Annotated in this window: 17 protein-coding genes; 13 read left to right on the top strand and 4 right to left on the bottom strand. The window is 65.3% G+C overall.

Going from position 1 to position 17,313, the window contains the following annotated elements; genetic code table 11:
• The first annotated feature begins 176 nt into the window (after positions 1-176).
• From BRAD285_RS34645 to BRAD285_RS34655, 3 genes are all read left to right on the top strand, one after another.
• A complete protein-coding gene (locus tag BRAD285_RS34645; RefSeq protein WP_006610320.1) occupies positions 177-665 on the top strand; it encodes a (2Fe-2S)-binding protein in 489 nt (162 codons plus the stop codon).
• Positions 662-2,956 (top strand): molybdopterin cofactor-binding domain-containing protein, encoded by a 2,295-nt coding sequence (locus BRAD285_RS34650; RefSeq protein WP_006610319.1) that lies wholly within the window; start codon positions 662-664, stop codon positions 2,954-2,956. Before BRAD285_RS34645 ends, BRAD285_RS34650 begins: the two co-directional genes overlap by 4 nt.
• Positions 2,957-3,172: 216 nt before the next feature.
• Positions 3,173-4,282 (top strand): HD-GYP domain-containing protein, encoded by a 1,110-nt coding sequence (locus tag BRAD285_RS34655; protein WP_006610318.1) that lies wholly within the window; start codon positions 3,173-3,175, stop codon positions 4,280-4,282.
• Positions 4,283-4,314: 32 nt separating this feature from the next.
• Here BRAD285_RS34655 and BRAD285_RS34660 read toward each other — a convergent pair whose 3' ends face one another.
• Complete coding sequence (locus tag BRAD285_RS34660; RefSeq protein ID WP_006610317.1) at positions 4,315-5,889, bottom strand: AMP-binding protein; 1,575 nt, start codon at positions 5,887-5,889, stop codon at positions 4,315-4,317.
• 160 nt (positions 5,890-6,049) lie between these two features.
• Between BRAD285_RS34660 and BRAD285_RS34665 the strand changes: the two genes are divergently transcribed.
• Positions 6,050-6,874, top strand: coding sequence for an RnfABCDGE type electron transport complex subunit D (locus tag BRAD285_RS34665; protein WP_006610316.1), 825 nt, complete (start codon positions 6,050-6,052; stop codon positions 6,872-6,874).
• The gene (locus BRAD285_RS34670) at positions 6,871-8,199 is read left to right on the top strand and encodes a DUF2330 domain-containing protein (protein ID WP_006610315.1); all 1,329 of its coding nucleotides are present in this window, start codon (positions 6,871-6,873) and stop codon (positions 8,197-8,199) included. Before BRAD285_RS34665 ends, BRAD285_RS34670 begins: the two co-directional genes overlap by 4 nt.
• A gap of 6 nt (positions 8,200-8,205) precedes the next feature.
• Here BRAD285_RS34670 and BRAD285_RS34675 read toward each other — a convergent pair whose 3' ends face one another.
• The gene (locus BRAD285_RS34675) at positions 8,206-8,616 is read right to left on the bottom strand and encodes a VOC family protein (protein WP_006610314.1); all 411 of its coding nucleotides are present in this window, start codon (positions 8,614-8,616) and stop codon (positions 8,206-8,208) included.
• 106 nt (positions 8,617-8,722) lie between these two features.
• Between BRAD285_RS34675 and BRAD285_RS34680 the strand changes: the two genes are divergently transcribed.
• The 6 genes from BRAD285_RS34680 to BRAD285_RS34705 all read left to right on the top strand — a co-directional run bounded on the left by BRAD285_RS34680 (position 8,723) and on the right by BRAD285_RS34705 (position 14,090).
• Positions 8,723-9,697, top strand: coding sequence for a tripartite tricarboxylate transporter substrate binding protein (locus BRAD285_RS34680; protein WP_006610313.1), 975 nt, complete (start codon positions 8,723-8,725; stop codon positions 9,695-9,697).
• A gap of 142 nt (positions 9,698-9,839) precedes the next feature.
• On the top strand, positions 9,840-10,139 hold the full coding sequence (locus BRAD285_RS34685) for a DUF3551 domain-containing protein (protein ID WP_006610312.1): 300 nt from the start codon (positions 9,840-9,842) through the stop codon (positions 10,137-10,139).
• A 159-nt stretch (positions 10,140-10,298) separates the two neighbouring features.
• Entirely contained in the window at positions 10,299-10,916 is a 618-nt protein-coding gene (locus BRAD285_RS34690; protein ID WP_006610311.1) for a hypothetical protein, read from the top strand.
• Positions 10,903-11,283 carry a transcriptional regulator gene (locus BRAD285_RS34695; protein WP_006610310.1) on the top strand — a complete coding sequence of 127 codons (381 nt, stop codon included), beginning with the start codon at positions 10,903-10,905 and terminating at the stop codon, positions 11,281-11,283. Before BRAD285_RS34690 ends, BRAD285_RS34695 begins: the two co-directional genes overlap by 14 nt.
• A 36-nt stretch (positions 11,284-11,319) precedes the next feature.
• Positions 11,320-12,063 carry a di-trans,poly-cis-decaprenylcistransferase gene (locus BRAD285_RS34700; protein ID WP_006610309.1) on the top strand — a complete coding sequence of 248 codons (744 nt, stop codon included), beginning with the start codon at positions 11,320-11,322 and terminating at the stop codon, positions 12,061-12,063.
• An 80-nt stretch (positions 12,064-12,143) separates the two neighbouring features.
• Complete coding sequence (locus BRAD285_RS34705; protein WP_035645088.1) at positions 12,144-14,090, top strand: tetratricopeptide repeat protein; 1,947 nt, start codon at positions 12,144-12,146, stop codon at positions 14,088-14,090.
• An 8-nt stretch (positions 14,091-14,098) separates the two neighbouring features.
• On the opposite strand, the gene BRAD285_RS34710 is transcribed toward BRAD285_RS34705, so the two are convergent.
• Both BRAD285_RS34710 and BRAD285_RS34715 read right to left on the bottom strand, forming a co-directional pair.
• A complete protein-coding gene (locus tag BRAD285_RS34710; RefSeq protein WP_244422098.1) occupies positions 14,099-15,223 on the bottom strand; it encodes a LuxR family transcriptional regulator in 1,125 nt (374 codons plus the stop codon).
• 171 nt (positions 15,224-15,394) lie between these two features.
• Positions 15,395-15,817, bottom strand: a complete 423-nt coding sequence (locus BRAD285_RS34715; RefSeq protein WP_006610306.1) for a GFA family protein — start codon at positions 15,815-15,817, stop codon at positions 15,395-15,397.
• Positions 15,818-16,056: 239 nt separating this feature from the next.
• Between BRAD285_RS34715 and BRAD285_RS34720 the strand changes: the two genes are divergently transcribed.
• Positions 16,057-17,067, top strand: a complete 1,011-nt coding sequence (locus tag BRAD285_RS34720) for an AraC family transcriptional regulator (protein ID WP_006610305.1) — start codon at positions 16,057-16,059, stop codon at positions 17,065-17,067.
• On the top strand, positions 17,064-17,276 hold the full coding sequence (locus BRAD285_RS34725; RefSeq protein ID WP_035645085.1) for a hypothetical protein: 213 nt from the start codon (positions 17,064-17,066) through the stop codon (positions 17,274-17,276). The genes BRAD285_RS34720 and BRAD285_RS34725 overlap by 4 nt, the downstream gene beginning before the upstream one ends.
• The last annotated feature ends 37 nt before the right edge of the window (positions 17,277-17,313 follow it).

Consider the following 17,313-nt stretch of genomic DNA (forward strand, 5'->3'; position numbering starts at 1 on the left):
GCACAACCCGAATTGCCGATTTCTTTCGCAAAGCGGTGTTCCAAATTCCGTTGCGTCGTTCCGCCAACGCGATCATTCTTTCGCGCAGGCTGGCATCGAACCGGTGGGTGCTGGCGTCCAGACAAACCGAACTTCGCCGTAAGCGAAGTCGTAACGCCGGGCGGGGAAGAAACCAAATGCCTAATCTCACCATCAATGGGCGGACCATGTCCGTCGATGCGGCGAACGATACGCCGCTGCTATGGGTCATCCGCGAGCAGTTGCAGATGACCGGCACCAAGTTCGGCTGCGGCGCCGGGTTGTGCGGCGCGTGCACCGTGCATGTCAATGGCGAGGCGGTGCGCTCGTGCCAGACCATGGTCGGCGACGTCAAGGACAAGAAGATCACCACCATCGAGGGCCTGTCGCAGAAGGGCGACCATCCCTTGCAGAAGGCGTGGATCGCCGAGCAGGTGCCGCAATGCGGCTACTGCCAATCGGGGCAGATCATGCAGGCGGCCTCGCTGCTCGCCAAGACGACGAGCCCGACCAAGGAGGAGATCACAGCGCATATGGACGGCAATCTCTGCCGCTGCATGACCTATTCGCGGATCCAGAAAGCGATCCAGCGCGCCGCATCCGAGATGCGCACCGCCTCGAACACCAGCGACCGGAGGGCGACATGAACCAGCACGTGAAAGCAGCGCCCGCCATGACCCCAGATATGGCCACTGATCTCAGCCGCCGCTCCTTCCTGGTCGGCACCGCCGCAACCGGCCTCGTGCTCGGCTATGCCGGCCTCGCCGATTCCGCGCTCGCGGCCACCACGCCCTCGGCGTTCGAGCCGTCCGTGTGGTACTCGATCGCGCCGGATGGCCTGGTCACCGTGACTTGCGGCAAGGCCGACATGGGCCAGCACATTGCCTCCACCATGGCGCAGATCGTCTGCGAGGAGCTGGGCGCGGCCTGGAAGGACATGCGCGTCCAGCTCGCCTCCAACGATCCGAAGTTCAACGATCCCGTGCTCGGCGCCCAGATTACCGGCGGCAGTTGGAGCACAATGATGAACTTCGACGCCATGAGCCGCGCCGGCGCCGCTGGCCGCATCGCGCTCACCGAAGCGGCTGCGACCTCCATGGGCGTGCCCGCCAAGGAGCTCGTGGTGCGTGACGGCCTCGTCATGCATCCGAAGTCGAAGAAGCAGATGAGCTATGCCGAGATCGTCAAGAGCGGCAAGATCACCAAGAGCTTCACGCCGGACGAACTGAAGGCGATCACGCTGAAGACGCCCGACCAATACACGATGATCGGCGTCTCGGTGCCGCAGCTCGACATCCCCTCGAAGACCAACGGCACGGCGAAGTACGGTATCGATACGATGCTGCCGGGCATGGTCTACGGCAAGGTGGTGACGCCGCCGGTGCGCTTCGGCGCCACCGTCACGTCGGTGGATGACAGCGAGGCGAAGAAGGTCCCCGGCTTCATCAAGGCGGTCGTGCTCGACGACAAGACCGGCTCGACGTCGGGCTGGGTGGTCGCGGTCGCCTCGACCTTCGCCAACGCCAAGAAGGCGGCGGACGCGCTCAAGATCAGCTACGACAAGGGCCCGTACGCCAATGTCAGTACCGACACCATCATCACCGAGGCGATGCGGCTGCAGGCGCAGGACGATGCCGGGCAGTTCTTCGTCAAGGACGGCGATGCCAATGCGGCGCTCGCCGGTGCGGTGAAGGTGCTGGAAGCGGAGTACACCACCAGCATCAACATCCACGCGCCGATGGAGCCGATGAACGCGACCGCCGAGTTCAAGGGCGACATCCTGCACATCTACTCCGGCAATCAGTTCGCGACCCGCTCCGGCGCGATCGCGGCGGGCGCTGCCGGGATCGATCCCAAGTACGTCGTGATGCACCAGGCCTGGCTCGGCGGCGGCTTCGGCCGCAGGCTGGACGCCGACATGATGGTGCCGGCGGTGCAGGCGGCGAAGGCGGTCGGCAAGCCGGTCAAGGTGATCTATTCCCGCGAGAACGACATGACGATGGACTACTCGCGGCCGCTCACCTACCAGAAAGTGAAGGCCGGTCTCGACGCCAGCGGCAAGCTGGTCGCGCTCAGCCACGACGTGGTCTCGGCCTGGCCGACGGCGCGCTGGGGCATCCCGGACTTCCTGTCACCTTCGGTCGACAAGAAGGGCCCGCTCGACTCGTTCACGGTCAACGGCGCCGACTTCTTCTACACCGTGCCGAACCACCATGTGCGCGCGATCAAGAACGAGCTCGCGCACAATGCGACGCCGTCCGGGCAGCTCCGCTCGGTGGCGCCGGGTTGGACGTTCTGGGCGGTCGAGAGCATGATCGACGAGATCGCCGCCGCCTCGGGCCAGGATCCGGCGCAGTTCCGCATCGCGCTGCTCGACGGCAAGGGCAAGAACGATGGCGGCGCGCAGCGGCTGCGCAACACGCTGCTCGCAGCGATGGGCCTGTCCGGCTACGGCGCGAAGAAGCTGCCAAAGGGCGAGGGCATGGGCGTCGCCTGCGTGTCGTCGCAGGAGCGCGCAACCGCGAGCTGGACGGCGTGTGTCGCGCATGTCGCGGTGGCCGACAACGGCGCTGTCACGGTGAAGAAGCTCACCGTGGCGACCGATGTCGGCACGCAGGTGCATCCCGACAACATCCGCGCCCAGGTCGAGGGCGCGGCGCTGTGGGGATTGTCGCTGGCGATGTACGAGAAGGCGACGTTGAAGGATGGCGGCATCGAGCAGACCAACTTCGACAGCTACACGCCGTTGCGCATGAGCCAGGTGCCGGAGGTCGCGATCGCCGTGATCGCCAATGGCGAGAAGGCAACCGGCGTCGGCGAGCCTGCTGTCACGGTGGTCGCTCCGGCGCTCGGCAACGCCATCTACAATGCCTGCGGCGCGCGGTTGCGCTCGCTGCCGATTACCGCGGAGGCGGTGAAGGCGGCGATGAAGGCGTAGCCGTATTCGCAACGACGCATCAATGGGAAGCCGCCGGAGATCCTCTCCGGCGGTTTTCGTTTGCTTCGGGCTTTGGCAGAAAGAAAGTACAATTTGAATGATTGTCGCAACGCTTCGCTCACCCGAACGCAGACAGCTTGAACGATCAGATTAAGCCGCGTCGAACCCGGAGCCCGGTAACGTGCGTGTGCAGCAAACCGACAGGGGCGAGCACGTATGAGCGCGACAGCCAAGCAGACCGTGACCCAGAACGCGACCAGGCGCCATCTCCTGCTCGCGTCCGATCGCGGTGACCAGAGCAGCGAGCTGGCGCGCATCCTGCGTTCGGTCGGCGACGTCGACCTGATGCCGACTACCGAAATTCCAGAGAATCCCGGCAATCGCTTCTCCGGCGTCATCGTCGACATCAACCTGCGCTCGCCCGAGAGTGTGCAGCGGGTGCGCAAGAAGCTGTCCTCACGCGCCTATAGCGAGGTGCCGCGCCTGTTCGTTCTCGCCGAGGCGCTGCATCACGCCACCATGCAGGCCTGGGCGCTCGGCGCCACCGACACCATTGCGCGTCCCTTCACCCCGGCCGATGTACTGCAGCGGGTCCGCTCGGCGCTGCCGGCCGACGACGGCTATGACGAGAGCGATCGCGGCAAGCTGCTCAATCGCGGCGTCGAGGCCGCGCATGCTGTCATGGTCAAGATCTTCGAGAAGCTGCCCGCCGGCGTCGCGCTGACGATGGAGGACATCGTCGCCGCCGAGAACAAGATCCTGAAGGCGATCAAGCACTCCTCGCTGCGCGAATGGATGACCGTTGTGGGCTGCCACCACAACGACACCTACCGGCACTGCCTGTTCGTGACCGGCTTTGCCGTCGGCTTCTCGATGCATCTGGGCATGCGCGAGGACGATCAGCGCCGGCTGGTGCGCGCGTCGCTGCTGCATGATGTTGGCAAGGCCTTCATCCCCGTCGCGATCCTCGACAAGCAGGGCAAGCTGACGGCCGAGGAGATCGCGGTCCTGCGCCAGCATCCGCGGCGCGGCTACGAGGCGCTGTGGCGGCAGGGCGGCTTCCCGCCGGAAATGCTCGATGTGATCCTGCACCACCACGAGTTCCTCGACGGCTCCGGCTATCCCGACGCGCTGCATAACGAGCAGATCAGCGACATCGTCCGTCTCACCACGATCGTCGACATCTATGCCGCGCTGATCGAGCGCCGCGCCTATCGCCCGGCGTTCACGCATTCCCGCGCGTTCCAGATCATGGAGAACATGGGCCCGAAGCTCGACCAGCAGCTGCTGCAGGCGTTCCGCCCGGTGGCGATGGGCGCGCATTAGGCACGCGGGCCTTAGCTCGAGCGCCGCCTCGTTCAATCCACCAGCTTGCGCAGCTCGGCCTTGGCGACTTTTTCCAGGGTCGAGCGCGGCATCTCATCCACCAGCCTCACCTCGCGCGGCACCTTGAAGTCGGCGAGACCGGCGCGGCAGGCGGCCAGCACCCTCTCCGGCAGATCGTCGCGCTTCGCGCCGTCGTGCGGGATCACGAACGCAACCGGCACCTCGTCGAGCATCGGGTGCTTCTTGGCGACGACAGCGGTCTCGCGAACGCCTGCGACGGTGATGATCACCTGCTCGATCTCCGACGCCGCGACATTCTCGCCGCCGACCTTGAGCATGTCCTTGGTGCGGTCGCCGAACTTGATGAAGCCGTTCGGCAGGCGCGTGACGCGATCGCCGGTCAGGAAGAAGCCGTCGGCATCGAAGCTCGTCCGGGTCGCTTCTTCGTTGTAGAGATATTCGGCGAACAACGACAGGCCGGGCACGCCCTTGATGGCGAGATTGCCGGTTGCGCCGACCTCCGTCGGCCGGCCGTCATCGTCGGTGATGCGGATGGCGTATTCCGTCGCGGCGCGGCCGATCGACATCGGCGTGTTCGGCTGGTCGACCTCGCCGATGATGCCGTGGGTGATGGTCTCGGTCATGCCCCACCAGCCGATGATCTTGATGCCGAACTTGCCGAAGATGGCCGGCTCCGATACCGATGTGCCCCACAGTCGAAATTTGTGGTTCTTCGGCACCTCCTGATCGAGCAGGGCCTTCAGGCAGAATGGGATGGTCGAGGTCCAGGTGCAGCCATGCTCCAGCGCCACGCTCCAGAACCGGCTCGCCGAGAAGCGTGGCTGGATCACGCAGGTGGCGCCGACCCACAGCGTCGCCAGCATCGAGTAGGCCAGCGCATTGGTGTGGAACAGCGGCAGATAGGTCTGGTGCACGTCACCTTGATGCAGGTCCTCATGCACCGCATTGACCTTGGCGCCCCACAGCGCATTGGCGTGGGTCCATAGGACCGCCTTCGGCCGCGACGTCGTCCCCGATGTATACTGCACGCTGCACGACGCCATCGGATCGACCGCGCGGCGCGGCCTGTCAGCGCTATCCGCGAATAGCGTTTCGAAACGGTCCCCCACGCCGACCGCTGTCGTTTCCGGCTGCCCCGGATCATGCGAGATCACTGCGAGCCAGCGGATGCCGCGGCAATGCGCCGAGATCATCTCGGCATAGGCAGGCTGTGTGATCGCGGCCACCGCGCGGCAATGATCGGCGAAGTAGTTCATCTCGGCGGCTGCCGAGCGCGTGTTGGTTGTGACGGCGAGTGCGCCGAGCTCGACGCAGGCGAACCAGGCGAGCAGCGCCTCGACGCAATTGTCGAGATGGATCAGCACCGCATCGCCCGGCTTGATGCCGCGCTTGACGAGACCGGCCGCGAGCGCGCCGACATCATCGTGAAACTCGCCATAGGTCCAGCGCCGCGCCGGCGCGTCGAACGGGGCCCAGATCAGGAACGGATGATCACGCCGTGTCGTGCTGCGCAGCTTCAGCAGCCAGGGCACGTCCATGCCGTCGAACGGCGTCACCGTGCCGGACGCGATCCTCGATCCGTTCATCTTCGCTCCCACTGTTTGTTGTCCGCGGCCCGTCCCGGCCGCTTCGTTGCGATCTTGCCCGATCGTTCTGCCATTCCCCGCTGCCGTGATCAAATCAGGATTGAACCCGTCTTCCTTTGGCAGCGACCAATGGCGCGGCAAAACACGTCCGGAGGTTCGCATGCAGGCCCTGGCACGACCATGGCGGCTGCCCGATGCCCGCTATTTCCAGATCGCGGCATTAGCCACGCTGCTGTCGATTAATTTCGCTCTGATCGATTTCGGCGCGCGGCCCGAAGCGAGCATCATCGCGGTGACGACCGCCTTGCTCACGCAAGTCGTCGGCTGCCGCCTCACCGGCGCACCACTCGATTTCAAGTCGCCGTTGATCACCGGCCTGTCGCTCAGCCTGCTGTTGCGCGCCGATGCGCTGTGGCTCTACGCAGCGGCGGCGGCCATCGCGATCGGCTCAAAATTCGTGCTCCGCGTCAATGGCAAGCACGTCTTCAATCCCGCCGGCTTTGCGATCGTCGTGCTGCTGTTCACATCGGGTGGCGTGTGGATCTCGCCCGGCCAGTGGGGAACGGAAATCTGGTTTGCGAGCCTCGCCGGCTTCTTCGCCATCCTCGTGCTCAATGCGTCCAGGCGTGTCGATATCGCGTTCTATTTCTTCGCAAGCCATGCAGCGCTGCTGCTGTTGCGCGCTGTGTGGCTTGGTGATCCCATGGTCATTCCGCTGCATCAATTGCAGAGCGGCTCGCTCCTGATCTTCACCTTCTTCATGATCTCCGACCCGCGCACGACGCCGGACTCGCGCGCCGGCCGGCTGCTGTTCGCGATGACGGTTGCCGTGACCGGGCATTACCTCGCCTTCGTGATGCAGATGCGCCCGGCACTCTATGTCGCGCTGATCGCGCTCTCGCCGCTCACGCTGGTGCTCGACCGGCTGATTCCGGCTGCCCGGTTTTCCTGGCACTCGTCCGTTCCCAAAGGAGTATCGACATGACCCCTCGCTTCAGCAAGATGGCCCGCGCTTCCCTGGCGACTGCTGCGATCCTGTCCCAGGCGGCGCTCGTGCCGGCCCAGGCCTTCTGCGGCTTCTATGTGGCGCAGGCGGACTCCAAGCTGTTCAACCAGTCCTCGAAGGTGGTGCTGGCGCGAGACGGCCAGCAGACCTCGATCACCATGGCCAGCGACTTCGAAGGCGACGTCAAGGAATTCGCCGTCGTCGTTCCCGTGCCCACCTTCATCGAGCGCAAACAGATCGGCGTGGTCGAGCCGAAGACGATCGATCACCTCGACAAATACACCGCGCCACGGCTGGTGGAATATCATGACGAGGACCCTTGCAATCAGCTCATGTCCCGCATGGCCGCGGCCGCGCCGATGCCGTCGGCGGTGTCGCGAGGGCAGGCATTCACGTCCCGCCAATACGGCGTCACCATCGAGGCCAGCTATGACGTTGCCGAATACGACGTGCTGATCCTGTCGGCGGAGGAAAGTGACGGCCTCACGCGCTGGCTGACCGACAACAACTACCGCATTCCCCAGGGCGCGGAAGCCGTGCTCGGCAGCTATATCAAGCAGGGCATGCGGTTCTTCGTCGCCAAGGTCAATGTCGAGCGGATGAAGGACATCGGAAGCAATACTCTGCGGCCGCTGCAGGTCCGCTACCAGAGCGCCAAGTTCATGGTGCCGCTGCGGCTCGGCACGGTCAACGCCAAGGGGCCGCAAGACCTCATCGTCTACGCGCTGACCAGGAGCGGTCGGATCGAAGCCGCTAATTATCGCACCGTGAAGATCCCTTCCGACATCGACGTGCCGCTGTATATCAAGAGCGAGTTCGGCCCGTTCTACAAGGCGCTGTTCGAGCGCGCGGTGGCGCGCGAGAACATGCAGGCGGTGTTCGTCGAATATGCCTGGGACATGGGATGGTGCGACCCGTGCGCCGCCGACCCGCTGAGCAACAAGGAGCTGGTCGAGCTCGGCGCGCGCTGGATCGGCAGCGACGACGACACGGCGTTCCGTGTCGCCCGCCGCGGCGGCGGATCCGACGCCTACGTGACCCGGCTGCATGTGCGCTATGATGCGAAGTCATTCCCCGAGGATATCGTCTTCATCGAGACCAAGGACCGCAGCAACTTCCAGGGCCGCTATGTCCAGCACCATCCCTGGCGCGGCGAGGCGAAATGCGATGCGGCGAAGTCCTATCAGGAGAGCCTGTCGGCGCGCTTCACCAGAGAAGCCCTCGACCTCGCCGCCTTGACCGGCTGGCCGCGCAGCGAGATCGATGCCAAGATGGCGGCGAGTGGCGAGACCGTCACGAAGTGACGCGGCTTAGCCCTGATAGGACGAGATCTCGATCAGGCTGCCGTCGGGATCGCGGCAATACACCGAACGCAGGGTACCGCGGGCGCCCTGCTTGTCGACCGGGCCTTCCTCGATGGCGATGCCGAGCGCCTGCAGATGCGCGACGACCTCGTCCGGTGTGCTGCCCGTCAGGAAGCAAAGGTCGTCGCTGCCAGCCATCACATGGTCGGCGGTGAACCAGTCGACCTTGTCTGCGTCCTTCGGTCGCACGTTGATCTTCTGGTTGCCGAACAGCAGCGAGGTCCGCTTGGCCCGTCCCGGGCCAGGGTCGGACACCTGCAACGTCATGCCCAAGACCTTCTGGTACCAGTCCGTGGTGCGGTCGACGTCGGCGACGTTGATCACGAGGTGATCCAGCGCATCGATCTTGACCGGCATCAACTCTCTCCTTTGAGACAACGACCTCGCCGCGTCGGCGGCCTTCTGTTACGATCCGTGTCGGCTGTTCGTTAACGAACGCTCAACGATATATCCGAGGAAACGCATGATTTCACGTCGTACTGCGCTTGGTCTGATCGCTTCTGCCGTCCCGTCCGTCGCCGCCATTCGCAGTGTGTCCGCAGCGGATTATCCGGCCCGCCCGGTCCGTTTCGTGGTGGGCTATCCGCCGGGCGGAGCCACCGACATCCTCGCGCGGCTGATCGGCCAGCGCCTGTCCGAGACGCTGGGCCAGCAATTCGTGGTCGAGAACAAGCCGGGCGCCGGCAACAATATCGGCACCGAGTCGGTCGTGAACGCGCAGGCCGACGGCTATACGCTGCTGCTGGTCAATCCGGCGAACTACATCAATGCCAGCCTCTACACCAACCTGAAGTTCAACTTCGTGCGCGACATCGCCCCGGTGGCGTCGTTCAACCGCGTGCCGAACGTGATGACCGTCAACGGCGACATCAAGGCCAAGACCGTCGCCGAGTTCATCGCCTACCTCAAGGAGAACCCGGGCAAGGTGAACATGGCGTCCTCCGGCAACGGCACCTCCGTGCATCTGTCGGGTGAGATGTTCATGGCCATGACCGGCACCAAGATGCAGCATGTGCCGTATCGTGGCGCCGCCCTGGCCATCACCGACATGCTCGGCGGCCAGGTCCAGGTCATCTTCGACAACATGCCCTCCATCATCCAGCACATCCGCTCCGGCTCGCTGCGCGCGCTCGGCGTCACCACCCAGGAGCGCTCGGCGCAATTGCCGGACGTGCAGGCGATCGCCGAGACGGTGCCGGGCTATGAGGCGAGCGCCTTGTTCGGCATGGGCGCGCCGAAGAACACGCCGAAGGAGATCGTCGAGAAGCTCAACAAGCAGGTCAACACCATCCTCGCCGAGCCGGACATCAAGAAGCGGCTGGTCGAGCTGGGCGGTGATCCGCTGATCCAGACGCCGGAGCAGTTCGGCGCGCAGATCGCTGCCGAAACCGACAAGTGGAAGAAGGTCGTCGAGTTCGCCGGCCTGAAGCTGGATTGAGCGCAGGCGCTTTGGCAGCAACGGCGATGGCGTGCCCCGTCTGCGACACGTCATCGCCCTGCTTGGTGATCCGAACCGCCAATCCGTCGTTTTTTGACCATGCCAGTGTGCTGCAATCTTCCCGCCAGAAGAGGAACAGATCATGCGCAAGGTTTTGATGATGGCGGCCGGCCTCGTCGGCGTTGCACTCGTCAGCGGCGGCAATGTCACGCCGGCGGCGGCCGGAGGCTACGATTATCCCTGGTGTGTGCAGGGCAGGGGTGTCGGCTACCCCGGTGAATGCTCCTATCAGACGTTCGAGCAATGCCGAGCCAGTGCTTCCGGACGCAACGCCGGTTGCGGCATCAACCCGCGCGTGGCCTTTGATTCCGCCCGGCGTGGCCCCACTGTCTATGTCGACATGCCGCCGCCGCGGCGCGTTCATCGCTACAACTATTACTGAGCTCTCCCACACCCGAGGGCCGGGCGGCTGCTGGTCCCTGCGTGGTATCACGCGGCGTAGGTCCTGAATCTCGTCGGCCGGCAGACTTGCGTTCACTTTGCGAACGTGTATACTTTGTGTCGCAAAGTAAATCGCGCCCCAGGCGGCGCCGGGTGAGACATGCGCGACCTGGACAAGGCGCTGGCCGACATCATCGCGATCCGTAGCCAGCTTGCGGCCGGCACGGCGTTCCGCGGCTATGGGCCGGCGACGATGGCGGCAACCGCGGCGGTCGCGCTCACGACGGCCTTGATCCAGCAATTCGTGCTGCCCGATCCCACGGCAGAGCCGCTCATCTTCCTGCTTGGCTGGGCAGCGGCGGCTTGCGTGTCGCTTTCGATGATCTGGATCGAGATGCGTGCGCGCTCGCGCCGGCATCATTCCGGCCTCGCCGATGCCATGATCCATCAGGCTGTCGAGCAGTTCCTGCCGGCCGGCATTGCCGGCGTGCTGCTCGCAGTGCTGCTCTGGAAATTCGCGCCGGAGGCGCTCTGGATGCTGCCCGGCCTGTGGCAGATCCTGATGTCGCTTGGCGTGTTCGCCTCGGTGCGCTCGCTGCCGCGTACGGTCGCGCTGGCGGGTGCGTTCTACTTCCTGGCCGGCTTTGCGGTGCTGCTGCTCGGCAGCGTCACTCACCTGCTGTCGCCCTGGACCATGGGGCTGCCCTTCGCCGCCGGCCAGGCGCTGATGGCGGGCATTCTGTATTTTGCGACCGGAGACTCCGATGTCGAAGACTGACGGCAGCGCGCCGTTTTCCTATGACGGGCTCGACCGCGTCATCCATGAGAAGGCGCGGCTCGGCCTGCTCACCTCGCTGATGGCGCATCCCAAGGGCCTCGCCTTTGCCGATCTCAAGCAGCTGTGCGGCCTGACCGACGGCAACCTGTCGCGTCACCTTCAGGTGCTGCAGGAGGCTGGGCTGGTCGAGGTCACCAAGGGCTATGAAGGCAATCGCCCGCATACCAGCTGCCGTCTCACCAAGGCCGGGCGCCGCCGGTTTCTCGACTATCTCGCCGTGCTGGAACGCCTGGTCCGCGACGCCGCGGCGGCAGCCGGCAAGGATCACGCGCCCTCATCGGCCGGCCTCATCCCCGGCCGCGCCTGATCGTCTCATCGAATTTTTTTGACCTGGAGCTTTGCAATGCAGAGTAGTCTGCAACCGAAATCGCCTGCTGTGGTCGATGGACTGCATGTCGGCATCATCATGGACGGCAACGGCCGCTGGGCGACGCGGCAGGGCCTGTCGCGGCTGCGCGGGCACGAGGCCGGCGTCGAGGCGATCCGCCGCGTCGTCGAAGCCGCGCCCGATCAGGGCGTCGGCACGCTGACGCTCTATGCGTTCTCCAGCGACAACTGGCGCCGGCCCCGCGCAGAGGTCGCCGCCCTGATGGCGCTGCTGCGCGTCTATCTCGCCAGCGAGGTGGAGTCGCTGGTGCGCAACGGCGTCCGCCTCACCGTGATCGGCCGCCGCGATCGCCTGCCGGGCGGCATTGCCGATGCCATCGGCCGCGCCGAAGCGGCAACGCGCAACGGCCGCACCCTGCATCTGCGCATCGCCGTCGACTATTCGGCGCGGGATGCGATTCTCAATGCGGCTGCGAAGGCTGGCGGCCTCGACGGACTGACGCGCGAGCGGTTCTCCGACCTCGTGACCGGCGAGGCCGGCCTGCGCGACGTCGACCTGATCATCCGCACCTCCGGCGAGCAGCGCCTGTCGGACTTCCTGCTGTGGGAAGGCGCCTATGCCGAGCTGCACTTCACCCAGCGCATGTGGCCCGATTTCGATGCCGCCGATCTCGCCCAGGCACTGGCGTCCTTCCGCGGTCGCGAGCGTCGCTTCGGTGGCCTCGAGGCGGTGCCGCTCGCGCCGGCTTCCGTGTCCTGACGGCGGCCCCGTCGAGCCGCAATCTTTCCGCGCATCGAGGAATCATCTACCGCTTGCGTCACGAGCGCAGAGATCCCGTGATGAAGCACAAGCCGCACCGGCCCGCCGGCAAGTCTCCGGTGAAACCCGGATCGTTGGGACGCAGCGATACGCCGGATGCGTTGTGCGCGGCGGCGTTGCGGCTGCTGCGCGCCGGCCAGCTGGCACAGGCCGAGGACGCCTGCCGCCGCGCATTGACGCTGAATGCCGCCTCGATCGATGCGCTGCAGGCGATGGGCCAGGTCTGCCTCGCGCTCAAGCGCGCCGACGATGCGATCGAATGGTTCGCGCGTGCGATCAGGCAGGATATCACGCTCGCATCGTCCTTCGTGGGACTCGCCCATGCGCTGCGGCTCGTCGGCCGGCTCGACGAGGCCATCAAGGCGTATGATCGCGCGCTCCAGGTGCAGTCGGACTCGGCCGAAAGCTGGGATGCTCTCGGTGAGCTGCTGCAGCTCACGGGCCGTCATGCCGAGGCGGCGCTCGCCTGCGATCGCTTGCTGCAGCTCGCACCCGATCACGTCCCGGCATGGCTTCGGCTCGGCGAGGTGCTGGAAGCCCAGGGCCGTCGTGACGAAGCCGCGCTCGCCTTCGATCAGGTGGTGAAGTTCAGGCCTGACCAGCTCGAGGCTGCCAACAAGGCCGGCGCGGTGCATTTCGACGCGGGCCGATACGACGAGGCGATCGCGCGCTTCGACCACTCCCTGAAGCAGCAGCCGGACCAGGCCGGCGTGCTCTGTCTCAAGGGCATCTCGCTGCGGCGTCTGCGCCGCTACAACGAGGCGCAGGTGTCCGGTCAGCGCGCGCACGCGCTGGCACCGCATGATCCCGACATCGCCAACAGCTATGGCTGCATCCTGCAGAATCTCGGCCGCCATGACGAGGCGGTTGCCGTGTTCGACAAGGCGATCGCGATCCGGCCGCAGACGGCCGAGTTCTACAATCATCGCGGCACGTCGCTGGCCGAGCTGCATCGCTTCGACGAGGCGTTCGCCAGCTTCGACCGCGCCGTCGCGCTGAAGCCGGACCTTGCTGATGCGCATTGGAATGCCGCGCTGTTCCGGCTGCTCACCGGTGACTTCGCGCGTGGCTGGGCGGCGCGCGAGTGGGGCCGCAAATGTCGCGCGGTCGGCTTCGTCGAGCGCAGCTTCGAGGCGCCGATGTGGCTTGCCGACGCGCCGCTCGCGGGCAAGACCATCCTGCTGCACAGTGACGAAGGCTTGGGCGACACGATCCAGTTCGCGCGCTACGCCGCGATGGTCGCGGCCGAGGGCGCGCGCGTCGTGCTCGAAGTCGATGCTCCGCTGCAGCCGCTGCTGGCTGGCCTGGAGGGCGTGGCGGAGTGCTTGGCTCGCGGCGTCCATCCGATCCCGGCGATCGACTATCACTGCCCGCTGTCGAGCCTGCCGCTCGCCTTTGCGACCCGCCTCGACACCATCCCGGCCTCGCCGTGCTATCTGCCGCGCCCGGCGGCGGAGCGCCGCGAGGTTTGGGAGCAGCGGCTTGGACCGCATAAGTCCTTGCGCGTTGGCCTCGTCTGGTCCGGCAACCCCGTGCATCTGAACGACCACAACCGCTCGATGCCGCTGGCGACGCTGCTTCCGCTGCTCGACATCGGGGCGCAATTCGTCAGCCTGCAGAAGGACGCGCGGCCCGCGGACAAAGCTGTGTTGGCCGAGCGCAACGAGATCCTCGACCTCACCGCCGACATCCGTGACTTCGTCGACACGGCGGCGCTGATCGACAATCTCGATCTCGTCCTCACCGTCGATACCAGCGTCGCGCATCTTGCCGGCGCACTCGGCAAGCCGACCTGGATCATGCTGCCCTATACGCCGGATTATCGCTGGCTGCTCGATCGCGATGACAGCCCGTGGTATCCGAGCGTACGGCTGTTCCGCCAGGATGAGCGCCGCGATTACGGCGATGTCGTCGCGCGCGTCCGTGAGGCGCTGGCGCGGCAGATCGAGGGCTTTGCTGCAAGGTAAGCTGGCCGTCAACTTTCCCTCAGCCTGATCGAGATTTCGTGCACGCGCCGCGTCAGCTCGGCGACGCTGCGCCATCCCGTCTTCTCTCGCGTCCGCTTCAGATGCGTATAGACCGTGGTGACCTTGACGCCGCGATGTGCGGCGTATTCGACCGCCGTCATGCCCGTGCTGAGGGCGCAGGCGAGCTGAGCTTCGGCCCGGGTCAGGCCATGAAGATCCTGCAGCAGATGTGTCGCTGCGCTTTCCTGCAATGGATCGTGCACGAGCACCATTACGACAGCTCCGGGAGCATCGCATCCCGGCCAGCGTTGACGCAGGGCTCGCAGTGAAATCGTGCACGGCGGCAGCCCGCCGGGACGCGGCGCCAGAAAGTCGATGGCTTCGTCGGCGAGGGTGAGACCGTCACGGCCCATCACCGCGCCGAACGCTCGCGCATAGCGGCTGCGCAGATCGGACGCGCCGAAGTGAATGCCGCGCGCATCGATCCGGAACAGTCCGGTCTCTATGGCGATGGCCTGCAGGCTCGGATTGACGTGGACGACCTCTCCCTTGGGATCGAGCAATGCGACGCCGTCCTTCAGGAGGTCGAGGACCTTGGTACCAACACCGTCGCCGTGAGCTGCGGCCATGCTGCCTCTCATCCCATAGGCGCGCTGCAAATGCGGCGTCAGACGTTGCATCAGCGCGATCTCGGACCTGCCGACATGCCCGCGTTGCGATGACCGCTGCAGGGTGAAGGCGACGAGCCGCTGCGGCGATCGGTCGAGCACCACCGAGAGAAAATAGCGGAGACCAGCGCGCGGCAGAAAGTCCGCGTAGAATGGATCACGCGTCATCGCGCTCTCATCCATGACCTGATAGTCCCATGACAGCTCACCGCGTTGCTGGCGCAAGGCCACCGGCAGGCGCGGATTGCGAGGCGCGAAGTGCGCGAGATAGTCATCGCCCTCGGCCGACGCGACGCCGCTGCTGTGAAACAGCACCGGCCGTCGGACGGACGTGTCGATGACTTCGAAGGTCGCGCCTTCGGCTCCTATCAGATTGCGGATCGACTCCAATGCGCTGGGGATGCCGTCCACGTCCGCAAGGCCCTGATAGATGGCGTCCAGCGCCTGAGTATAGCGTTCGCTCACCACGGTCACCTCTCTGCGATCGCCCCGGGGCCGCCGATCTGAACTGTCAACATGGATCGGCAGACAATATTCCCCCTCATGGGTCGTCACGGAGGCCGCGAGGTTCACGACGTGACCCTTCGTGAGAGTCCATCGCCTGGGGCACGCCTCCAGACGATGGAAACACCGAGCTTATTCGGCGATGGTCTCGCCCGAGCCGCCGAACTCGCGCGGAAAATCCTTCAGCTTCGGCAGGCCGTCGCGCATCGGCAGCACCGTCTCCGCGTAGTTCACGTGGACGACCGGCTGGAATGCGAGGTCGGGGATGGTGGCCGCGAACACGTCGATCAGTCCGAGCGGCGGGTGAGCGGTCATCAGATGACCGCCGCACTTGGCGCAATATTGCCGCTGGCTGAGCGGCGTCTTCTGGAAGGTCGCCACATGGTCGGCTCCGGACGTGATCTTCACCGCCTCGGGCTTCCACAGGCTGAAAGCATTGACGGGTCCACCGGACCAAGACCGACAGGATCGGCAATGACAATAGCCCATTGCCTCCGGTGCACCCGACACCTCAATTTCCACCAAGCCGCAAAAGCATCGTCCAGAGAGTTTCATCGTCGTCCTCATGGGTTTTGAAAGCGGCGGACCGCAACATTCCTGCGCGCTCCACGTCTTGGTGCCTGACGACCATTGCCGGGGCTGCCACGACCAGACGTGATCCAGTTCACATCCGAAGACCGCCGAGGACGGCAGGTACCCTCATCAGAGGACGCCGGCCGCAAGCGGATGGCGCTAACGATTTCGCCATCTACGCGAAGCTCCAGGTGCCAGTTGTAAAAGTCTCGGGTGATTGCATGTCGGACCTCAACTCTCGCATCGTCGAATTCTCGACCGATCACATTCCGGAGCGGGAGCGCGCGGCCTACTGGCGCGAGCATTACGGACGGATCATGCTGCGCGTCGACTTCGAGCCCGCTCCCGATATCTCGTTCAAGGCGCGCAATCGCGCGCTGGCTTTGCCCGGCTTGCAGCTGCTCGATGCCTGGGCCACGCCGGCGCGCATCTCGCGATCGGGCTGCTATCTCGGCGATGGCGCGGAGAATGTGCTCCTTGCGCTCAATCGCGAAGGCACGGCCTTCGTCGAAGGGGCAGGGCAGACGCGTGAGGTGCGACGTGGCGAGGCCGTCCTGCTCAGCGGTGCCGATCCCTGCGCCTTTCACCGCACGAGCGACGGCCGTTCCTTCACGCTGCTGATGCCCCGCGTGATGATCGAAGCCGCCGACATCAGCATCGACGATGCTGTCATGCGGCCGATCCCCGTCGACCAGGGCGCGGTGCAATTGCTCGATCACTATGCGAGCTGGCTGATGAGCAGCGGGGGCGCGCTTGATGCGCAGTTGCTCAATCTGTCGGTACGTCACATTCAGGACCTGCTGGCGCTGGCGATCGGACCGGCAGCCGGTCTGGCGGAGACGATGCGCGCGCGCGGATTGCGGGCGGCGCGGTTGAAGCTCGCCAAGTCCTTCCTCATCGCCAACAGCCGGCGCCGCGACATCTCGGTGGCGGTGGTCGCGGCCAGGCTGAACGTGACGCCGCGCTACGTGCAGCGCCTGTTCGAGACCGACGGCACGACCTTTTCTGCGTTCCTCTCCGGCGTGAGACTGGCGGATGCGCATCGCATGCTGTGCGACCCGGCTCACGCGCAGCTGGCGATCGCCAGCATCGCCTATGATGTCGGCTTCGGCGATCTGTCGCATTTCAATCGCTCGTTCCGCCGGCACTACGGGATGACTCCGCGGGAGGTGCGAGGCGATGGCGGCCGCGAGCGGCCCGGCGCGTGTCTGGTCGATGGAGAGGTGCGATGACCAGCAAGATGATCGCGCTGAAAATTCTCGACGGCATCTTCGTCGCGGGAACGGGCTTTCTGCTGCTGATCGTTGCCGGCCTTCCGGTCGATTGGATGCTGGCTCTGCTCGACATGTCTCTGCATGAATTCCATGCCTTCGCGCTGTTCGTCATCTTCAGCTGCCTGCTGCTGATCCATGCCATCGCGACGTCTGATTCCGCGCCGTAAACCAAACGTGATCGTGCGTGCGGGCGACGCCATCGCC

Origin of the sequence: Bradyrhizobium sp. ORS 285, assembly GCF_900176205.1 — a bacterium.
Taxonomy (GTDB): domain Bacteria; phylum Pseudomonadota; class Alphaproteobacteria; order Rhizobiales; family Xanthobacteraceae; genus Bradyrhizobium.